The sequence below is a fragment of the Synechococcus sp. PROS-9-1 genome, assembly GCF_014279775.1.
Lineage (GTDB): Bacteria > Cyanobacteriota > Cyanobacteriia > PCC-6307 > Cyanobiaceae > Synechococcus_C.
Genome location: NZ_CP047961.1, coordinates 1,439,213 through 1,457,578 on the forward strand (window position 1 = coordinate 1,439,213; position 18,366 = coordinate 1,457,578).

Genomic DNA, 18,366 nt, shown 5'->3' on the forward strand with positions numbered 1-18,366 from the left:
TTCCCCTGCATGACCGGCGCTGTTCTCGACTGGATGGTTCAGGACAGCCAGAGGCTGGCTGAATGCCGACACGATCATCCCTTTTCTCTTCTTGGGCCCCAACAGCTGGAGTCGGGCCAATGGATTGTTAGGGCTTGGGTTCCAGAAGCTGAAACCGTTGAGTTGATCCTCGATGGCGAACGCCTATCGATGCAGACTCCTCATCATCCATGGGTTTTTGAAGCCAAATGTTCAAGGGATCCAGGGCATAACTACAAATTGAAGATCCGCCGAGGCGGGCTCGAGCACGAGCAATTCGATCCTTGGGCCTTTCGGCATGAGTGGATGGGCGAGATGGATCGCCATCTGTTTGCAGAAGGCAATCACCATCACATTTGGCGTCGGATGGGGGCCCACCAATGCCAACAAGGTGGCATTCAAGGTGTGATGTTCTGCCTGTGGGCACCGAACGCCCTCACCGTCAGCGTCATCGGAAATCTCAACTCATGGGATGGCCGCTATCACCCCATGCAGCAAAGGCTGGGCGGCATTTGGGAATTGTTCGTTCCCGAGCTTGAGGAAGGACATTTCTACAAATACGAAATCCGCACCCAAGACGGCCACTGCTATCAGAAGGCTGACCCCTACGGCTTCCAGCATGAAGTCAGGCCTGATACCAGCTCCATCGTTAGTCATCTCGATGGATTTCAGTGGAATGATGACGCCTGGATCAGCGGCCGAGATAGACGCAACCCTCTCGATCAGCCGATCTCGGTCTACGAGATGCACCTTGGCAGCTGGATTCACGCCTCAGCTGACGATCCATTCATCGAAGCCGATGGAACTCCACGCCCACCGGTGCCTGCCGCTGATCTAAAGCCAGGTGCCCGCTTGCTCACCTATCCCGAGCTTGCCGATCGTCTGATTCCTTACATCAAAGAGCAAGGGTTCAGCCACATCGAATTGATGCCAATCACAGAGCATCCTTTCGATGGGTCATGGGGATACCAAGTCACTGGTTGGTATGCACCCACAAGCCGCTACGGCACTCCCGACGAATTTCGCGCCTTCGTGGATCGCTGCCACGCCGAGGGCATCGGGGTGATCATCGATTGGGTGCCTGGTCACTTCCCCAAAGACAGTCATGGGCTTGCCTTCTTCGATGGCTGCCACCTGTACGAACATGCCGACCCACGGATTGGCGAGCACAAGGAATGGGGGACGCTGATCTTCAACTACAGCCGGAATGAGGTTCGAAATTTCCTGGTTGCCAATCTCGTCTTCTGGTTTGACCAGTTCCACATCGATGGCATCCGGGTTGATGCCGTGGCATCGATGCTTTACCGAGATTATTTGCGACCCGATGGTGAGTGGTTAGCCAACGAACAAGGGGGCAGAGAAAACACCGAAGCCGTCCGCTTCCTGCAACAAGCCAATCACGTTCTGTTCGAGCATTTCCCAGGTGCTCTTTCTATCGCTGAAGAATCCACCACCTGGCCCATGGTGACCCAGCCCACAGAGAATGGCGGACTTGGCTTCAATCTCAAATGGAACATGGGATGGATGCACGACATGCTCGATTACTTCGAGCTGGATCCGTGGTTCCGCCAGTTTCATCAAAACAACATCACGTTTTCGATCTGGTACACGTACACCGAAAACTTCATGCTTGCCCTGAGTCACGACGAAGTCGTGCATGGAAAGAGCCATCTCCTTCACAAGATGCCAGGAGATGACTGGCAGAAGTACGCCAATACACGTGCCTTATTGGCCTACATGTGGACCCATCCAGGCAAGAAAACGATCTTCATGGGTATGGAGTTCGGCCAACGTTCTGAATGGAACGTTTGGGGAGATTTGCAGTGGGATTTGCTGAACTTCGAGCCGCACGCGGGTGTTCATCGCATGGTGAAAGAACTCAATGCGCTCTACAAGCAAGAGCCTGCTCTCTGGAAAGACGACTTTGATCAGTACGGCTTTCAGTGGATCGACTGCAATGACAATCGCCATTCCGTGATTAGCTTCATGCGCCGAGAAAGCACAAGTGGCTCTTGGTTAATCGTCGTGGCCAACTTCACACCCCAAAGCCATTCCCATTACAAGGTGGGAGTTCCTATCTCTGGCTTCTACGAAGAAATCTTCAATACCGATGCTGCTAAATACGGTGGCAGCAACCTTGGAAATCTTGGTGGGAAGAGAAGCGATGAATGGGGGATCCATGGCTACGAAAACTCCTTGGATCTCTGCCTGCCACCTCTCAGCGTGATGGTGTTTAAGCACGATGCCAAGAAAAGTTTGGCTGAAGCCAGCAAAAAAGGGAGTGATTAGGTTCAGGTGATGTGACAAAACTGGCCGAATCGCCGAAAAGCAAAGCGATTTGGTCAGTTTCGTCAGGTAGGTTGCCGCCTGGATCTTCACGCATTCATGAGCGACACCCTGCCCCTACTGCTCCGTGCCGCCCGCGGAGAATCGGTAGAGCGTCCTCCTGTCTGGATGATGCGTCAGGCAGGGCGCTACATGAAGGTCTATCGCGACCTTCGCGATCGCCACCCCAGCTTCCGAGAACGATCTGAAAACCCTGATCTCTCTTACGAGATCTCGATGCAGCCTTTCAAGGCCTTTCAGCCTGATGGAGTCATTCTGTTCTCAGACATCCTGACCCCTCTACCTGGCATGGGGATTGAGTTCGACATTGTTGAAAGCAAAGGCCCTCAAATTGGTGATCCGATCCGGAGCCTCAGTCAAGTTGAAGCGCTTAGACCTCTTCAGCCTGAAGAGAGCATGCCTTTTGTGGGCGAAGTCCTTGGACGCCTCCGCAGCAGTGTTGGAAATCAGGCTGCCGTCCTTGGCTTTGTAGGCGCACCCTGGACCCTGGCGGCGTATGTGGTGGAAGGGAAAAGCAGCAAGAATTATGCCGTCATTAAAAAGATGGCCTTTCAGGAGCCAGAACTCCTGCACAAACTCCTCGATCACTTCGCGACTTCGATTGCCACCTACCTGCGTTATCAAATTGATTCCGGAGCGCAGGTCGTACAAATGTTTGACTCTTGGGCAGGACAGCTCAGCCCAGCCGATTACGACACCTTTGCTGCTCCGTATCAGAAAAAAGTTGTCGATCTCGTCAAACAAACGCATCCCGACACCCCGTTCATCCTTTACATCTCTGGAAGCGCAGGGGTTTTAGAACGAATGGGTCGCACAGGTGTCGACATCATTTCACTGGATTGGACGGTGGACATGGCTGAGGGACTCGCCCGCCTTCCCGACCACATCGGAGTGCAAGGCAATGTCGATCCAGGATTGCTGTTTGGCACACCTGAGGCCATTCGCGATCGCATCGATGATTGCGTGCGTAAGGCCCGTGGTCGCCGCCACATCCTGAATCTGGGCCATGGAATTTTGCCTGGCACTCCTGAGGAGAACGGCCGCGCTTTCTTTGAAGCTGGCAAGACTGTGATGGATCGTATCGGGAGAGGCTGATTGATCCCGGCACCCGCTCGAATCCTGATTACCGGCGCAAGTGGTTGCGTCGGCCAATACACAGCGGCTTGGCTACTGGAACATTCCGATGCCGAGTTACTGCTTTGGCTGCGTGACCCAGCCAAACTTTCGGCGATCTCAGCGGATCAACCACGTGTCCGACTGTTAGTGGGAGATCTGCGTGAAACAGATCGTTTTGCCAGCGAACTCTCCTCCGTGACCCGGGTGATTCATACGGCTACCGCATGGGGAGATCCTGAGCGTGCCCATCAAGTGAATGTTGTGGCCGTCAAGAGGATGCTGGCCCTTCTGAATCCAGCAGTCATTGAACAGATCATCTATTTCTCCACCGCCAGCATTCTCGATCGTTCCTTGCAGCCGCTTCAAGAAGCACTGGCCTACGGCACCGAATACATCCAAACCAAAGCCCAATGCTTAAGGGAGCTTGAGCAACACCCCCTAGCTGAACGCATTGTTGCGGTATTTCCAACATTGGTCTTCGGCGGAAGGGTGGATGGGACAAGTCCCTTCCCAACCAGTTACCTCACGGAAGGCCTAGCGGAAGCAAGCAAATGGTTGTGGCTCGCTCGCTGGCTAAGAGCCGATGCCAGCTTTCATTTCATCCATGCGGCTGACATTGCAGCAATCTGCGGAATCCTGGCGACCACGCCTCATCAGCCCAATCCGGAACCTGGCCAAGGACCAGTCCGCAGAATAGTGATGGGGCAACCATGGATCAGCGTGAACGATGCAGTTGCCACGCTTTGTCGCTGGAGAGGTGTGTCGCGAACTCCTGGGATACCCCTTTGGAGCTGGCTAATTGAAGGGCTGATCAAAATCCTTCCAATCGAAATCAACGCATGGGATCGGTTTTCAATTCACCAGCGTCACTTCGTTCATGATCCCGTCACCCAGCCTGAACGCTTCGGTGGTCGAAGCTTTGGGCCAGATCTTGAAACAGTTCTGATCGATTCAGGGCTTCCACATCGTGGAAACGTCTGAACAGCGTTAAAGTGGCAGAAGTGTATATGAGCTCATGATCAGCCGTTTGCGTTCTCTCCTTTCAGCCGCGATTGCTTTCGCTCTCGTTCTAGGGCTTGCCGTTGGTACAGCCAATGCTGCAACTGTTGAAGTGAAGCTCGGTACAGATTCCGGAATGCTGGCTTTCGAGCCAAACACTCTCAACATCAAAGCTGGTGACACCGTCAAATTCGTCAACAACAAGCTGGCGCCTCACAACGCCGTGTTTGATGGCCATGATGAACTCAGCCACAGCGATCTAGCCTTTGCTCCTGGCGAATCCTGGGAAGAGACCTTCACCGAAGCCGGAACTTTTGACTTCTACTGCGAGCCCCACCGTGGCGCTGGCATGGTCGGCAAAGTTATCGTTGAGTGATCTTTAGATCAGCAGTTGAACACAAGTCCGGCGAGCGTTTTAACAGATGCCCACCGGACTCTTTTTTTGGGTTCCGAAATGGATAGGGTTTGAGAAAGCAAAGCTGGTGGTGATGCCCAAGTCCATTTCCGTGTTCGCATTGGTGCTCAGCATCAGCCTCAATCTGTTGGGAGTTTCAGCTGCATTTGCGGCCAGCACTCCTGCCGTTGACCTCGAACATGGAGGCCAGCTCTTTTCTGCGAATTGTGCGGCATGTCATATGGGTGGTGGCAACGTGATCAGTGCATCCAGAACGTTGAGTCAAAGCGATCTGCAAGCTCATCTCAATGAGTACGGCGACGATCACATTGAAGCCATCGAGCACCAAATTGAAAATGGAAAAAATGCGATGCCCTCGTTTGTAGGAAAGTTGAGCGAGCAAGATATTATTGATGTAGCCGCCTACGTAGAACTGAAGGCTGAGAAAGGCTGGCAGCGATGAGCCGAGAGGGTTGGAAAGACTTCTTGCATGCTGCAGAACGAAGTCCGGCTCTTCAGCGTGAGCTCAACGGCTGTAGCGAAACAAAAGACATCGTTGAGCTTGGCAAGCGCCTTGGCTTTTCATTGTGCCTAGACGACCTCAACCAAGATGCTCAAGCCGAAACCATCAGCAAGTGGTTCGAGCAAAGCACCATCCAATAACCAGACAAACCTCCAGATCACGAGGTACAAATCTCACCATTAGCGTGGAGCATCTGTAGGGACGTCAGGCGTTGATCAAAGCGAATGCAATGACCAGCGAACAATTGGATCGGGTCATTGAGATGGCATGGGAAGACCGCACACCGTTTGAAGCCATTGAATATCAGTTCGGTCTCATGGAGAAAGATGTGATCAGCTTGATGCGCCAGACATTAAAACCAGGATCCTTCCGCAGCTGGCGTCAACGTGTCTCTGGCCGCAAAACGAAGCATGCGGCCACGAGCAATGCCGAACGCTTCAGAGCAGCATGTCACCACTAGGCAATATCAAGAAATTAATCGTCAGATGGGTTGCTTGAGCGACTCTCAATTTTGGCATCAGCCCAACGCGAGAAAAAATAAACAGCAATAAACATCGGCAAGTAAGCAATCCACATGTTGTCAAGCTCCAGTCCGCTGTTGTTAATGAGAACCAAGCCTCCATAGCCAACGACAAAGTAAATACCAGCCCGGCGAAGAGCCCCAACTTGTTTAGGATTCATCGAATTCAATAATCTTTTCCTTAGGCTAATAGCTCACTCAACCAAGAGCATCATCTTCTATACAACTGATACGTTCTTGAATGATCTGATTCACTTACCAAGAACAGCATCATGTACCAGACAAGGATGACGATCAACACACGGAACGTCTTAAAAAGGGTTGAAGCGTCAACAGCCGCTGCATTGGCACAGCCGACAACGTAATATGGAGATTGGAGATTTGGGGCAAGCATGAAGGAGACTTTCGGAGCCTTCTCTTCAGACTTGTTGAGCTTAGGGGACATGAGTCCCGGGTATACCATCAGGATCAACAAAGACCCTAATCAATAACATTGCACAATGTTCCTACAGATAGCAGCATCAAATGATCATTGCTACAAGAAATAATTTAATACAACTCAATTCAAGGTCAAGACAAGGCACATCAATCTCATACAGTGATTTCCTGTACCGCAAATATCAAACTTTTAAACAAGTAGCGGTAGACACATGGAAGAATCAAGACCGAATGACACGGTCTTTACCTAAGCAATGATTGACTAAGGTTGAGTTAGTGATACCAGAGCGAGAGAGATGGCTGACATCAGCAACCGCCCAAGCCCAAGCGAAATGACCTATTCCCAGGCCTGGGAGGAGTATCAAAACAATGGCGAGACCTGGCGAACCGAGCACGATGAAGCCCTACAGCAAGTGCGCTTAGAAATGCCTGAGGCTGGCTCAGGCGCACTTGTGGAAGCGGGACTGATCATGGCATCCCGCCCAATTGGTCAACGCCAAGAAGCGCTAAGCAGATGGCACGAATTTTTCGCAAGCGACAAACAGGCAAATGCTTTGAATGGTTATCCATCTGGTCACCCCAAATCAAGGACTTGAAGACAGAAACATCTCTTTGATCAAAAAAACCAAAGAGAAGCAATTGCCAGCTTTAAGCATCTCTACACCAACAAATCAATACAGCTCAATCATTGAGTTTCCAATAACTCTATTTTTCCAAAAATTCTATTCACATTTATAATGTAAAAGCTGAGATCACTCCTTAGGTTTGGGTACGAACAACGCAATGCCACAAACCATTGATTCACGGTTATGGACATTGGAATGCATGCCGGATGTTGGTAACGCGTCATTCGTTGAGACAACTCCATTCAGTTCTTAAAGGGAGTTGAAATCAGCTGCGAACTGCCTCCAACAACGCAAGATAAAGATCCTCGTCAATCTCACGGACATCGTATTCCGTAGGCATGGCGCCATGGAGATGTTCGTGCACCACTGTCCAGCACTTGCGTTCCACATCACTGAGTTGGGCTCCGTACAGGGCATGAACACGCTCCACTAGAGCTGTCAGCAGAGCTGGATCAGTTGCCATCCTTATGTCCCACTTATCGAGAAGAGTCGGCTGACCCTACAAGTGCAGGTCGGTAAGCCGCAGACTGGCGCAAAGTCCGACAGATCTGGATCGGTTCTCCGCTCTACAAAGACAAAAGATCCACATACGGTTTCAATCATTAATACGTAGACAGAAGCATGCAACCGACAGCTGAACAGTTCACCGAAAAAGCCTGGGCCGCGATCATGGCCGCCCAGCAGCTGGCCCAGAACCGCCGGCATCAACAGCTTGAAAGTGAGCACCTGTTGAGGGCTTTGTTGGACCAAGAAGGCTTGGCGGGGCGAATCCTCGACAAGGCAGGGGTTTCGACACCAGCGCTCCAAACGGCTGTAGACACTTATCTCAGTCAGCAGCCATCACTCACCAACGCCCCTGACTCGGTGTTTCTAGGTAAGGACCTCAATGGCTTGCTCGATCGGGCTGAAACGCTGAAACAAAGTTATGGCGATAGCTTTATTTCGATTGAGCATCTACTGCTGGCCCTCGCAGACGATGGCCGCTGTGGCCGTCAACTTCTCAGCCAAGCTGGAACCGATACCTCACGTTTAAAAACCGCTATTAATGCCGTGCGAGGCAGTCAGAAAGTGACCGACCAAAACCCCGAGGGGACCTACGAATCTCTCGAAAAATACGGTCGCGATCTCACCAGCGCTGCCCGCGACGGCAAACTCGATCCCGTGATCGGTCGCGATGAAGAAATCAGGCGAACGATTCAAATTCTCAGCCGTCGCACCAAAAACAATCCTGTCCTGATTGGTGAACCAGGGGTGGGCAAGACAGCCATTGTGGAAGGGCTAGCCCAACGCATCGTGAATGGGGATGTGCCTCAGGCACTGCAAAATCGTCAGCTGATTGCCCTTGATATGGGAGCGCTAATCGCTGGAGCCAAATATCGCGGGGAATTCGAGGAACGCCTTAAAGCCGTGCTCAAGGAAGTCACCAACTCCGAGGGACAAATTGTCTTGTTCATCGATGAAATCCACACCGTGGTGGGTGCAGGTGCCACCGGGGGCGCCATGGACGCCAGCAACCTGTTGAAGCCCATGCTTGCGCGAGGTGAACTGCGCTGCATCGGAGCCACCACCCTTGATGAGCACCGGCAACACATTGAGAAAGACCCTGCACTCGAGCGTCGCTTTCAGCAAGTGCTGGTCGATCAACCCACCGTCGAAGACACCATTTCAATTTTGCGTGGACTGAAAGAGCGCTACGAGGTGCACCACGGGGTCCGCATTGCTGACAGCGCCCTTGTCGCAGCAGCTGTTTTGAGTAGTCGATACATCGCCGATCGCTTCCTTCCAGACAAAGCGATCGACCTTGTCGATGAATCAGCCGCCAGGCTCAAGATGGAAATCACCTCCAAACCAGAAGAGATCGACGAGATCGATCGCAAAATCCTGCAGCTGGAAATGGAAAAGCTCTCGCTAGGACGCGAGTCTGATGCGGCCAGTCAAGAGAGACTGCAGCGATTGGAACGAGAACTTGCCGACTTATCTGAACAGCAAAGCACTCTTAATGCTCAATGGCAGCAAGAAAAAGGTGCCATTGATGAGCTCTCTGCTCTAAAGGAAGAGATCGAACGCGTGCAGCTACAGGTTGAACAAGCCAAGCGGAGTTATGACCTCAACAAGGCTGCAGAGTTGGAATACGGAACGCTCGCTGGACTCCAAAAGCAACTGCAAGCCCAGGAACAAGCCTTGGCAGAAACCGATGACACTGCCGAAAAATCACTGCTCAGAGAGGAGGTCAGCGAAGACGACATCGCTGAGGTGATTGCGAAGTGGACAGGAATTCCCGTTGCCAAGCTTGTGCAATCCGAAATGGAAAAACTACTCAAACTCGAAGACCAACTCCATGAACGTGTGGTGGGACAACACCAAGCAGTCACGGCAGTAGCCGACGCCATTCAGCGATCCAGAGCTGGTCTTAGCGATCCAAATCAACCCATCGCCAGTTTTTTATTTTTAGGCCCCACCGGAGTGGGTAAAACAGAGCTTTCGAAAGCCTTGGCGGCCCAACTGTTTGATAGCGAAGACGCCTTGGTTCGCATCGACATGTCGGAGTACATGGAGAAACACACGGTGAGCCGATTGATCGGAGCACCTCCCGGATATGTGGGATATGAAGCTGGAGGACAGCTCACAGAAGCTGTGCGGCGCAGACCCTACGCAGTGATCTTGTTCGATGAAGTCGAAAAAGCTCATCCGGATGTCTTCAATGTGATGCTCCAAATCCTGGATGATGGTCGCGTCACCGACGGCCAAGGCCGCACTGTTGATTTCACCAATGCAGTGCTAATTCTTACGAGCAACATCGGCAGTCAATCCATCCTCGACTTAGGAGGTGATGACAACCAACATCAAGAGATGGAGAATCGGGTGAATGAAGCGCTACGCAGCCACTTCCGCCCAGAATTCCTAAATAGAATCGACGACACCATCATTTTCCACAGTCTTCGTCGCGATGAATTGCGCCAAATCGTTGCTCTACAAGTGGAACGGTTACGACAACGCCTCAACGAGCGCAAGCTGGAACTCAACATCAGCGAAGAGGCCACCGACTGGTTAGCCAATGCCGGCTATGACCCCGTTTATGGAGCGAGGCCCCTCAAACGAGCCATTCAGCGCGAGCTGGAAACACCCATTGCCAAAGCAATCCTCGCCGGTGCTTATGAGGAAGGCAGCAGCGTTCAAATCCAAGTCAAAGAAAAACGCCTAAGCCTGCTCTAAAAGCACGCTCAAATCAGGAAAGGCGATCCTAAGAATTCGGAATAGCAAAGATTAAACTTAAACATCCTGAATCTTGTGGCCCTTTTAATGAATTAATTAATAATGAATTCACGATCAATACTATTCAAGCAATGAGAGGTATTAGATCGCAGTAGAAGCAGAGTTCTCCGAGTTCGAAGATTCAAACCACTCGGGTACTGAAGAATATGTTGCTTCATTATTAACATTTTCTCTTGCTTCTACTTTCCAACAGCAAGTTCGGCCAAGGTCACGTTCGTTCAGGAGTTCATTGGCCCAGTTCCACAATAATTGTGCTGTATTTTCCATTCCTACATTTTTCATCACCCGAAGGTCTAGGGCTCCCTGCGCATGCAGAGATCGCCACTGTTCCAGCAAAGGATCATCTTGGTTGACCAAAAAAGTGTGATCAAACTGATCTCTCAACTGCTTCTCTAAGGGACGCAAGCTTGAGAAATCCACCACAAAGCCACAAATATCCAGCTCTTTGGCGGCAAACCAAAACGTGAAGCTGCGGCTGTAGCCATGGACGAAATGACAATGTCCGGAGTGTTGCCACTGCCTATGACAGCAGGGATACCCCTCGAAATGCTTGCTGCAGGTGAAGCCGGCGGGAGGCAGAAACATCAGCTCGAATGAGGGAGCACACTGCGGGAGAATTGACCTTGTCTACATCTACATGCACCGAGGCCCGATGCCAGCCGCTGATGTCGCCTTCATTGACGAACTCCGCTTCAATGACAAGGGGCTAATTCCTGCGATCGCTCAAGACTGGCTAGACGGAGCCATCCTCATGCAGGCCTGGATGAATCGTGCAGCACTGGAACTCACAATGAGTACTGGTGAAGTGCACTACTGGAGCCGGTCTCGACAAGAGATGTGGCATAAGGGAGCGACCAGTGGTCACATCCAACGCCTCAAGGGCCTTCGCTACGACTGCGACGCTGATGTGCTGCTCCTCACGATCGAACAAGCCGGCGATGTGGCCTGTCACACAGGAGCACGCAGCTGTTTTTATGACGATGGTCCAGTACCTAGCCAAGGAGGACCCGAGGCAGCACCCCCACCAGCCGATGCCTGCACCGAATTGATGCGAGTAATTGAAGATCGGCGGAACTACCCAGATGAAGGGAGTTACACCAATCGATTGCTTGAAGGGGGTGACAATCGAATTCTCAAAAAAATCGGCGAAGAAAGCGCAGAATTTGTGATGGCATGCAAAGACAACAACGCCAACGAAATCGCAGGTGAAGCGGCTGATTTAATTTTTCACCTCCAGGTGGCTCTAGCCCATCACAACGTCAGCTGGAGGGATGTCCAAGCCGTTCTGGCCAGCCGCCGGGGAGCGCCCAGGCGTTCCTAGGGCCTCGGAGGCAAAGGCAAACCAAATCGACTCGGCTGCTGTCGCATCCACTCCAGGGTGAGCTGATCACGGGGAGACAACTTCAACACCGGGGAGGCTCCTTGGACAGGTGCCATCGCATCACTCGGCACCAAGCTATGGGCCCACAGTCCGAACGCATGCCCTAACTCATGAAGCGCTGTGGCCTGTTGAGACTCAGATCTCAACTCAGGTGACACCATCACAGTGACTAGGGGCTCAAGACGCCACACCCCCTGCCGTTGCACCTCCAACACCTGAAGCACGCTTCTGCCATTGCTTGCTCGCCATCCATCAGCCAGACGTCGCCGGGGCGGCCTGCGACGTTCCACTCGGACATGAGCCCGCTCAGGATCGTCAACCCGGACAATCGGCAAAACAGCAGACCACTCATCGAGAGCACGATCAACAGCGCCGAACCATCGCCTTTCCCAGCGATTGGGCTCAGCGCTTTCGGCTGGCTGAACCCAGACGCACCAGCGCGGCAAAACAGGGAATCCAGATGAGCTAATCGCCAATCTGGAGCCATACCCAGGCGCATTGGTCAGATCACTACGTCGCAACGAATCGGGCCTGATCTGCTGAGCCTGAACTGGAGGACAGGGGTCAACTTGCATGCTTTACATCACGACGCCGGCAGTCCGACACCACGAGCCATCAGTGTTGCCAACAAAGGCACCAGAGCAAATCCCACCAGCTCAATGTTGACAATCCAGCCCAAGCGGGTAGCAAGCGCCTCAGACACCTTGGGGAGTTCTCCCTTGCGCAAAGGAATCGCCCAGAGGATGTAAGTCACTGTGGGATATAACGACAAAGCACCCACGGATAGGTACAGACCGATCTTCCACCAGAACAAGGGATTGGTCGTGTAGAACTCGCTGCCTTGCCCGAAATACAGGACACGAAAAATGCCACTAATCAGCAGTGCTAAAGCGGCGATCCCGTAGATGACGTCGGTGATCACCATCGCCGTGGCTGCCCGACGATCGGGGTCTGGACGCAATAAGCGACGCTCCACGACGAGAGCGGCAAAACAAAGCATGAAACTTAGATAGTGCACATAGGCCACACCAGCGCTTTTGGCGATTTCTGGAGTCAGCAAAGTGGCCAGCTGCATAACAAATGATTCAGTGGGGCTGACCGTAGCTGCTGGCTTGCCACTCGCGCTGGGGTAAGGACCACCTGCAGGCCTCTGACCAGCGCGCAACAAAAAGAAATCAGGAGCAATAATGAAAAACGATAAAAAGATGAATTAAGGTATAAATATAAATTCCGCAGTCTTTATTACGCAATCTGGATAGAAAGACTTTCGCCCTAAGTTCAAGAAAATCAGGAGTCACAGATGGTGAGTTCTCTGAGTGCTTTTCTCGGCGAAATAGGTCGGCATCAACTGTTGACGCCTGAGCAGGAATTAACCCTGGGCCGCAAGGTGCAGGCCATGGCAACTCTCACCGGGCGCTGCACGATGGCAGGTGGAGAAGGAGATGCATGCGTTTACAACGACGAAGAGAAACGCACAATTAAGCGAGGAGAAAAGGCAAAAAATCAAATGATTACGGCCAATTTAAGGCTGGTTGTCAATCTTGCAAAGCGTTATCAAGGCAAGGGACTTGATCTTCTTGACCTCATCCAAGAGGGCACTCTCGGACTGACCAGAGCTGTTGAAAAATACGATCCCACCCGAGGCCATCGTTTTTCTACCTACGCCTATTGGTGGATTCGTCAAGGTTTGAACCGCGCCCTCTCTACGCAAAGCAGAACGATTCGTATCCCTGTAAATGTCAATGAAAAACTGACGAAATTACGTGCTGCCAAAGCGCGTCTCATGCAAAGCAATGGACTTGCCCCATCCGCGGAGCTATTGGCCGAAAGCATGAAGCTGCCGATCAGCGAAGTCGAGGACTTGTTGGGCTGTGAACTTCGCAGTGTCACGGTGAGCCTTCAGGGTGTGGTGAAGTCGAAATCCGATCCATCGGAATTGGTGGATGTGCTGCCAAGCGACGAAATCCCACCGATGGAGCGAGCTGAAATTGCTGAGCGCACAGACTCCGCCTGGAAGCTGCTCGACAATTCGAACCTGACTCCAAAAGAGAGAACCATCGTCATGCTTCGGTTTGGGCTTGATGGAAGCCACGAGTGGCGCACCCTTGCCGAAGTTGCTCGACAGATGAATTGCAGCAGAGAATATTGCCGCCAGGTGGTGCAAAGGGCATTGCGCAAACTGCGTAAAACCAGCATCCAACATGGTTTAGTGGAACCCGCCTACTAAGAATCCAGCGAATTAAGTGATAGTGGAGGCGCCTTGACTGCTCAACGCTGCATCATTCATGACTGATGCCTCTTCTGGCACCGATTCCGTTTTTGAAGCTGACGTGATCGACAGCTCCGTCATTGATGAGGGAGCTTTTCAACGGTTGCTCAGGCGCGCGGGAAGAACGATTGCGGCTCCAGCCCTCGAAGCCCTTGAGATGGTGCTGGATCAGGCCACTCCTCCTCAAGCCAGGCTCACCATGCTGGCAGGGCTGACCTACCTGCTCATACCAACCGACCTCATTCCCGACTTTCTTCCTGTCGCAGGGTTTAGCGATGACCTTGTTGCCTTGACAGCTGTGATCGGTTTATGCAGTAAACACATCACACCAGAAATCCGTCTACGGGCACAACGCAGACTGGATCGATGGTTTCCCCTCGGACGCTCATGAATCCCTGGTCTCCCGACGTTGAGGAAGAACTGGCCTTAGTTCTGAAGGATTGGCTGAAACAGCAGGGCCGAACCCAAGCCGATCTTCGCCGTAGCCTCCGAGCGACTTCAACTCGCATGCCCGCTCTGATGCAAGTGCTTGAAATGGAGCATCGCCTCGGAGGGCTCCCCCGTGTCGCAGCGAAGCTCTGCAGCATCGAAGCCGATTGGATCAACAATGCCCCAGCCCATGCCAGCGCCTCCGCAGGAGACTTAACGACAGACACTGATCCATTTGGCCAACTCGATCTCCTTCTGCGCGAAATCCGCGACGATCGCGGCAACTAAACGAGATCACAGGCAAAGTAGTACCAGATGCCTTGCTGCCTTGCGTTTATCCGCTTCCCTCGTCTTCAGCGTCGGACTCATGGCTGGTGCTGGTCTTTGTGTTGTTGCGCCCCAGATTGCGCAGGCTCAAACTGAAACATGGTTACTAGGTCCCAATAGCCGTTCAGGGCAGGGCAGCACTGTGGTTCCAACTGATTGCGTGACGGGAGACGACGGTTCGATCACCTGTGATACCAAGATCGAAAACCCAGCAGGTACGACCCCTGCCAAGCCTTACTACAACCCATTCACCAACTGATCAGCCGTGCCTCAGGCCCGTCGCAAGCGTCGAACTTTCCTACTGCTCGTTGACTCCGCAGAGCAACAAGTAGCCAAGCTGCTCACGGTCATCACAGCCGTGGTGATTGTGGCGGCCCTGACTCAACTCACCATCCGAGTCAGCCTTGCGCTGATTGACACCGATAGCAATTCCTATTGGCTCGGTGATGGGCTCATCAAAATTCTTGGAGATCTGCTAACCGTCCTGATTGCCCTGGAAGTCCTTCAGAACGTCACCAGCTACCTCAGGAAACATGTCATCCAGATTGAACTCGTTCTGGTAACAGCTCTAACGGCTGTTGCCAGAAAAGTGATTGTTTTACCTGCAGGATCGGAAAACAAACCGCAACTCCTTATAGGGCTTGGTATTGCTTCGATTGCCCTTGCTGGCTCCTACTGGCTCGTCAAACGCTCAACCCCTCTTGATTCAGCGGCAAGACAGGAGGAGTGGAGTTCACAGGCCAATACAGAGCGAGCCATAGCGTCCCAGGATGCGGATCTGTCCTCACCAGGCGGTGGCGACGATGGGCTGGAATCAAGAGCTGATCACCCACGCTGAGATCGAGCCATTCATCGGGATCCTTGAATTGCAATCTGGCACTGCCACGCATCAGGGTCAGCCACTCGTTTTCAGCCTGGTCGTACCAGAACCCTTCGGGGCTGGAAGCCGCGCACGACTCGATCCGCATCAACCGCCAATCAGGACCTTGGCAAAGCATCCGCTCTTGCTCCTCTCCAGGATCTAAATCCTGCCCAAGAAACAAGTTGTTAGAAGGCCTATCAAGGGCTGCCCCCTCTCCATCCCCCCATCGTCGAGCGATCTCAAACCCCCAGGAACGGGCAAGTTTCACCACTGAGTTGTGATCGTCACAAGCAGCGAGCTGCCGACGTCGCTCAGGATGCTCGTGAAGTGACTGAACCAAGCCATTCAGATGATTCACCTTCTGCAGGAATCGCTGAAGATCCTTTTCGGCCAACTGGAACGTCCATCAATTCTCTAATCCTGCCAACAATCGAGACAAGCATCAGCATGCCGCCAAACAAGGCAGCAAACTATTGCTCTACCACCCTCTGTGAGCATGATTCGACTCCTCTCATCAATCCTGCTTGCCGTGATGCTCTTGTGGCCGTCAACAGCACTTGCCGTTGAGTCTGGAGCCTCGTTATTTCAAAACAATTGCGCGAGCTGCCACCCCAATGGCGAAAACATTATTCGTCGAGGCCGCACACTGAAGATCAAAGCTTTGACAAAGCGTGGACTCGATAGCAGTGAGGCCATCGCGCAAGTCGCCCGAGCAGGAATCGGACAAATGAGTGGTTACGCCGATGCCCTTGGTGAGGGAGGGGATGTGATTGTGGCCGAATGGGTTTGGCAACAAGCTCAAAATGCCTGGACCCAGGGATAAACATCCAACTGAGTCCAAATCCCTTCACGCCAATACACGTCTTGTTCAAGCAGAGCACAAACGCTTGCTTTACTGTCTGATTCAAAAATCGCAAACACGTGCGTGCTGCCTTCTGTAGGGCCCAGCGTGATTAATATTCCCTGTTCTTTGAGCTCACGCAGTCCAGCAAGATGCTCATCGCGAAAAGGCTCACGCTTTTGAAGTGCGCCATCACAATATGTTCCCCAAAGAACAAAACGTGCCATTGGTCCATCCCTCTTTAAGTATTTTGTTAGCGATAGAATGGCATCTTTTAGGTGCACAAACTACTTGTATTCATTGAATCGTTATTGACGATTTCCTTAAGGAGCCTTCGATTCGATCCCGTTGCAACAACAGCATCTATCCGCTAGCCAGATCATCCAGCAGCCTCCCTCAGTTGCCGGCAAAACTCTCCCGCTTCTAGTGCAGCATTCCCTGGCGATGCAGCAGCAATTCGTTTAACCAAAGCACTGCCAACAATTGCACCATCAGCCCCCCACTGTTTCACTTGCAAAACTTGTTCAGGACCAGAAATCCCAAACCCAACAGCCACCGGACCGCTGTTACAGGCCTTTAAATCGCTGACCAAAGTCGCTACTCGATCCTGGAGCTTGACGCGCTCTCCGGTCACACCGGTCACACTCACCAAATACGTGAACCCACGACTGGATTGAGCAATCCTCTTCATGCGATTTTGTGGTGTTGTTGGTGCAACGAGTAAGACCAAATCCAATCCAAACCTTGCAGCCAAAGGCGACAATCTCTCTGCTTCCTCTAAAGGAAGATCAGGCACCACTAAGCCTGCAGCACCAGCAGCAGCAGCTTCCTTAAAGAAGCGCTCCGGTCCTCGATTGAGGAGCGGGTTGGTGTATGTAAACAGAATCACAGGCATGCTGAGCTGATCTTTCAAGCCAGCCAACATCTCGATCACTTTCGCTGGCGTGGTCTTTTGCGCCAAGGCCCGAAAGGCAGCAGCCTGAATCACAGGCCCATCAGCCAATGGATCCGTGTAGGGGATGCCAAGCTCCACAATGTCAGCGCCATTGGCTTGAAGGCTCAGGAGCACTTCAGCGGTTGCACTTAGATCTGGATCCCCTGCCATCAGAAATGGCATCAATGCCATGCGTTGTTCCTGAGCCGTTCGGGAGAAAACCGCTTCAATCCTGGAAAGTTGTTCCGTCACAGAAAGCAGAGGGTCTGATTAACGGAGCCTACGGTTCTGTGGTCTGTTCCGATTCAGACTCATCCAAATTGAGAGAGGCGAGCAGGGCTTGCTGCTCATCCGGACTTAAAGCATCAAAACGAGCCTGAAGCTGATCGGTTGTGAGTTGGTCGTACTCCTTTCTATAGCGGCGTCGCTGCTGCATGTACGTCATCTGCCCCGTCACCACCCTGAACAGGTAGGAGCCTGTCCAGCCCACGACAATTACCACCAACACGGCCTCAGCAGCGATTCCCGCTGAAAACCCCTCAAATCCTGCGGCCTTAAACAGCCAAAAACCAACACCCCCAGCGAGTAAAAGACCTAGACCAAGCTTGAGAACACCGGCACGCGTCAAGGACTAAACCTCCCCTTGACCGCTGAGGCGGAGATTAAGGAATGGTGCGAACACAATCATTCCTGGGAAGAAGAAGAAAACCAGCCCATACACAGAGAAGCGCTCAATTTTCCCCATGACGTGCCAACGCCAATTCATCCAAAAGAAGAGTGCGAGTGGCATGACTACTAAGTAGAGGCCACCCAAAGCGGCATAGCCACCGATTACAAGCAGCGTGTCTAAGGAGACCGAAGACAGGAGATTCTCGATGGACACAGAAGACGACCTGGTTGGGGTGAATCTAAGATGTCGGAGCGAGCCATGGCACGCGGGGGCGTGGCGGAATCGGTAGACGCACGCGACTTAAAATCGTTTGGGCAGAAATGTCTGTGGGGGTTCAAGTCCCCCCGCCCCCATCAGTCAAGACGTGGTCTAAACAGATCACAAATTCCAGAAATACGAG

The 18,366-nt window shown here is 52.4% G+C and carries 25 protein-coding genes, 1 tRNA gene and 1 pseudogene; 17 read left to right on the forward strand and 10 right to left on the reverse strand.

From position 1 onward, the window contains the following. Positions 1–9 precede the first annotated feature (9 nt). The 7 genes from glgB to SynPROS91_RS07735 all read left to right on the forward strand — a co-directional run bounded on the left by glgB (position 10) and on the right by SynPROS91_RS07735 (position 5,856). Complete coding sequence (gene glgB, locus SynPROS91_RS07705) at positions 10–2,307, forward strand: 1,4-alpha-glucan branching protein GlgB (protein WP_186515903.1); 2,298 nt, start codon at positions 10–12, stop codon at positions 2,305–2,307. Positions 2,308–2,403: 96 nt separating this feature from the next. Then, positions 2,404–3,459: a uroporphyrinogen decarboxylase gene (gene hemE, locus SynPROS91_RS07710; protein WP_186515904.1), complete on the forward strand. Its 1,056-nt coding sequence runs from the start codon at positions 2,404–2,406 to the stop codon at positions 3,457–3,459. Next, positions 3,460–4,461 (forward strand): NAD(P)-dependent oxidoreductase, encoded by a 1,002-nt coding sequence (locus SynPROS91_RS07715; protein WP_186515905.1) that lies wholly within the window; start codon positions 3,460–3,462, stop codon positions 4,459–4,461. A gap of 34 nt (positions 4,462–4,495) precedes the next feature. After that, complete coding sequence (gene petE, locus SynPROS91_RS07720; protein WP_186515906.1) at positions 4,496–4,855, forward strand: plastocyanin; 360 nt, start codon at positions 4,496–4,498, stop codon at positions 4,853–4,855. A 112-nt stretch (positions 4,856–4,967) separates the two neighbouring features. Then, complete coding sequence (locus SynPROS91_RS07725; RefSeq protein WP_255439684.1) at positions 4,968–5,336, forward strand: c-type cytochrome; 369 nt, start codon at positions 4,968–4,970, stop codon at positions 5,334–5,336. Continuing rightward, positions 5,333–5,536 carry a Nif11-like leader peptide family natural product precursor gene (locus SynPROS91_RS07730; protein ID WP_186515908.1) on the forward strand — a complete coding sequence of 68 codons (204 nt, stop codon included), beginning with the start codon at positions 5,333–5,335 and terminating at the stop codon, positions 5,534–5,536. Before SynPROS91_RS07725 ends, SynPROS91_RS07730 begins: the two co-directional genes overlap by 4 nt. A gap of 89 nt (positions 5,537–5,625) precedes the next feature. Continuing rightward, positions 5,626–5,856, forward strand: coding sequence for a TIGR03643 family protein (locus SynPROS91_RS07735; RefSeq protein WP_186515909.1), 231 nt, complete (start codon positions 5,626–5,628; stop codon positions 5,854–5,856). 14 nt (positions 5,857–5,870) lie between these two features. On the opposite strand, the gene SynPROS91_RS07740 is transcribed toward SynPROS91_RS07735, so the two are convergent. Continuing rightward, positions 5,871–6,077 (reverse strand): hypothetical protein, encoded by a 207-nt coding sequence (locus SynPROS91_RS07740; RefSeq protein ID WP_186515910.1) that lies wholly within the window; start codon positions 6,075–6,077, stop codon positions 5,871–5,873. A 573-nt stretch (positions 6,078–6,650) separates the two neighbouring features. On the opposite strand from SynPROS91_RS07740, the gene SynPROS91_RS07745 reads away from it, so the two are divergent. Next, positions 6,651–6,950, forward strand: coding sequence for a hypothetical protein (locus SynPROS91_RS07745; RefSeq protein WP_186515911.1), 300 nt, complete (start codon positions 6,651–6,653; stop codon positions 6,948–6,950). Between the two features lie 295 nt (positions 6,951–7,245). Here SynPROS91_RS07745 and SynPROS91_RS07750 read toward each other — a convergent pair whose 3' ends face one another. Beyond that, a complete protein-coding gene (locus SynPROS91_RS07750) occupies positions 7,246–7,443 on the reverse strand; it encodes a hypothetical protein (RefSeq protein ID WP_186515912.1) in 198 nt (65 codons plus the stop codon). A 158-nt stretch (positions 7,444–7,601) separates the two neighbouring features. Here SynPROS91_RS07750 and clpB point away from each other — a divergent pair, with 158 nt between their 5' ends. After that, complete coding sequence (clpB, locus tag SynPROS91_RS07755) at positions 7,602–10,193, forward strand: ATP-dependent chaperone ClpB (protein ID WP_186515913.1); 2,592 nt, start codon at positions 7,602–7,604, stop codon at positions 10,191–10,193. A 141-nt stretch (positions 10,194–10,334) separates the two neighbouring features. On the opposite strand, the gene SynPROS91_RS07760 is transcribed toward clpB, so the two are convergent. Next, positions 10,335–10,838: a 6-carboxytetrahydropterin synthase gene (locus SynPROS91_RS07760; protein ID WP_186515914.1), complete on the reverse strand. Its 504-nt coding sequence runs from the start codon at positions 10,836–10,838 to the stop codon at positions 10,335–10,337. A gap of 67 nt (positions 10,839–10,905) precedes the next feature. Between SynPROS91_RS07760 and hisIE the strand changes: the two genes are divergently transcribed. After that, the gene (gene hisIE, locus SynPROS91_RS07765) at positions 10,906–11,574 is read left to right on the forward strand and encodes a bifunctional phosphoribosyl-AMP cyclohydrolase/phosphoribosyl-ATP diphosphatase HisIE (RefSeq protein ID WP_186515915.1); all 669 of its coding nucleotides are present in this window, start codon (positions 10,906–10,908) and stop codon (positions 11,572–11,574) included. Here the strand turns inward: hisIE and SynPROS91_RS07770 are convergent. Next, positions 11,571–12,209: a peptidase gene (locus SynPROS91_RS07770; RefSeq protein ID WP_186515916.1), complete on the reverse strand. Its 639-nt coding sequence runs from the start codon at positions 12,207–12,209 to the stop codon at positions 11,571–11,573. The genes hisIE and SynPROS91_RS07770 overlap by 4 nt on opposite strands. An 8-nt stretch (positions 12,210–12,217) precedes the next feature. Then, entirely contained in the window at positions 12,218–12,709 is a 492-nt protein-coding gene (locus SynPROS91_RS07775; RefSeq protein ID WP_186515917.1) for a DUF2214 family protein, read from the reverse strand. A gap of 225 nt (positions 12,710–12,934) precedes the next feature. Between SynPROS91_RS07775 and SynPROS91_RS07780 the strand changes: the two genes are divergently transcribed. From SynPROS91_RS07780 to SynPROS91_RS07800, 5 genes are read left to right on the forward strand one after another with little or no spacing between them, the layout of a single operon-like run. Further along, positions 12,935–13,861, forward strand: a complete 927-nt coding sequence (locus SynPROS91_RS07780; RefSeq protein ID WP_186515918.1) for an RNA polymerase sigma factor RpoD/SigA — start codon at positions 12,935–12,937, stop codon at positions 13,859–13,861. Between the two features lie 58 nt (positions 13,862–13,919). After that, complete coding sequence (locus tag SynPROS91_RS07785; protein WP_186515919.1) at positions 13,920–14,294, forward strand: YkvA family protein; 375 nt, start codon at positions 13,920–13,922, stop codon at positions 14,292–14,294. Next, positions 14,291–14,620, forward strand: a complete 330-nt coding sequence (locus SynPROS91_RS07790; RefSeq protein ID WP_186515920.1) for a hypothetical protein — start codon at positions 14,291–14,293, stop codon at positions 14,618–14,620. Before SynPROS91_RS07785 ends, SynPROS91_RS07790 begins: the two co-directional genes overlap by 4 nt. Before the next feature lie 40 nt (positions 14,621–14,660). Further along, positions 14,661–14,918, forward strand: a complete 258-nt coding sequence (locus SynPROS91_RS07795; protein WP_186515921.1) for a hypothetical protein — start codon at positions 14,661–14,663, stop codon at positions 14,916–14,918. Positions 14,919–14,924: 6 nt separating this feature from the next. Beyond that, positions 14,925–15,497 carry a phosphate-starvation-inducible PsiE family protein gene (locus SynPROS91_RS07800; RefSeq protein WP_255439687.1) on the forward strand — a complete coding sequence of 191 codons (573 nt, stop codon included), beginning with the start codon at positions 14,925–14,927 and terminating at the stop codon, positions 15,495–15,497. On the opposite strand, the pseudogene SynPROS91_RS07805 reads toward SynPROS91_RS07800, so the two are convergent. After that, positions 15,460–15,915, reverse strand: a pseudogene (locus SynPROS91_RS07805) (Nif11 domain/cupin domain-containing protein); the annotation flags it as partial. The gene SynPROS91_RS07800 and the pseudogene SynPROS91_RS07805 sit on opposite strands and share 38 nt — an antisense overlap. A gap of 102 nt (positions 15,916–16,017) precedes the next feature. Here SynPROS91_RS07805 and SynPROS91_RS07810 point away from each other — a divergent pair. After that, positions 16,018–16,344, forward strand: coding sequence for a c-type cytochrome (locus tag SynPROS91_RS07810; RefSeq protein ID WP_186515923.1), 327 nt, complete (start codon positions 16,018–16,020; stop codon positions 16,342–16,344). Here the strand turns inward: SynPROS91_RS07810 and SynPROS91_RS07815 are convergent. From SynPROS91_RS07815 to SynPROS91_RS07830, 4 genes are all read right to left on the reverse strand, one after another. Then, complete coding sequence (locus SynPROS91_RS07815; protein WP_186515924.1) at positions 16,320–16,589, reverse strand: YciI family protein; 270 nt, start codon at positions 16,587–16,589, stop codon at positions 16,320–16,322. The two genes, SynPROS91_RS07810 and SynPROS91_RS07815, sit on opposite strands and share 25 nt — an antisense overlap. A 152-nt stretch (positions 16,590–16,741) precedes the next feature. After that, positions 16,742–17,548, reverse strand: a complete 807-nt coding sequence (gene trpA / locus SynPROS91_RS07820; protein ID WP_186515925.1) for a tryptophan synthase subunit alpha — start codon at positions 17,546–17,548, stop codon at positions 16,742–16,744. A gap of 28 nt (positions 17,549–17,576) precedes the next feature. Further along, complete coding sequence (locus SynPROS91_RS07825; protein WP_186515926.1) at positions 17,577–17,924, reverse strand: DUF3007 family protein; 348 nt, start codon at positions 17,922–17,924, stop codon at positions 17,577–17,579. A gap of 3 nt (positions 17,925–17,927) precedes the next feature. Further along, positions 17,928–18,179, reverse strand: coding sequence for an NAD(P)H-quinone oxidoreductase subunit L (locus tag SynPROS91_RS07830; protein WP_186515927.1), 252 nt, complete (start codon positions 18,177–18,179; stop codon positions 17,928–17,930). Between the two features lie 54 nt (positions 18,180–18,233). On the opposite strand from SynPROS91_RS07830, the gene SynPROS91_RS07835 reads away from it, so the two are divergent. After that, positions 18,234–18,319, forward strand: a tRNA-Leu gene (locus SynPROS91_RS07835). Positions 18,320–18,366: the final 47 nt, after the last annotated feature.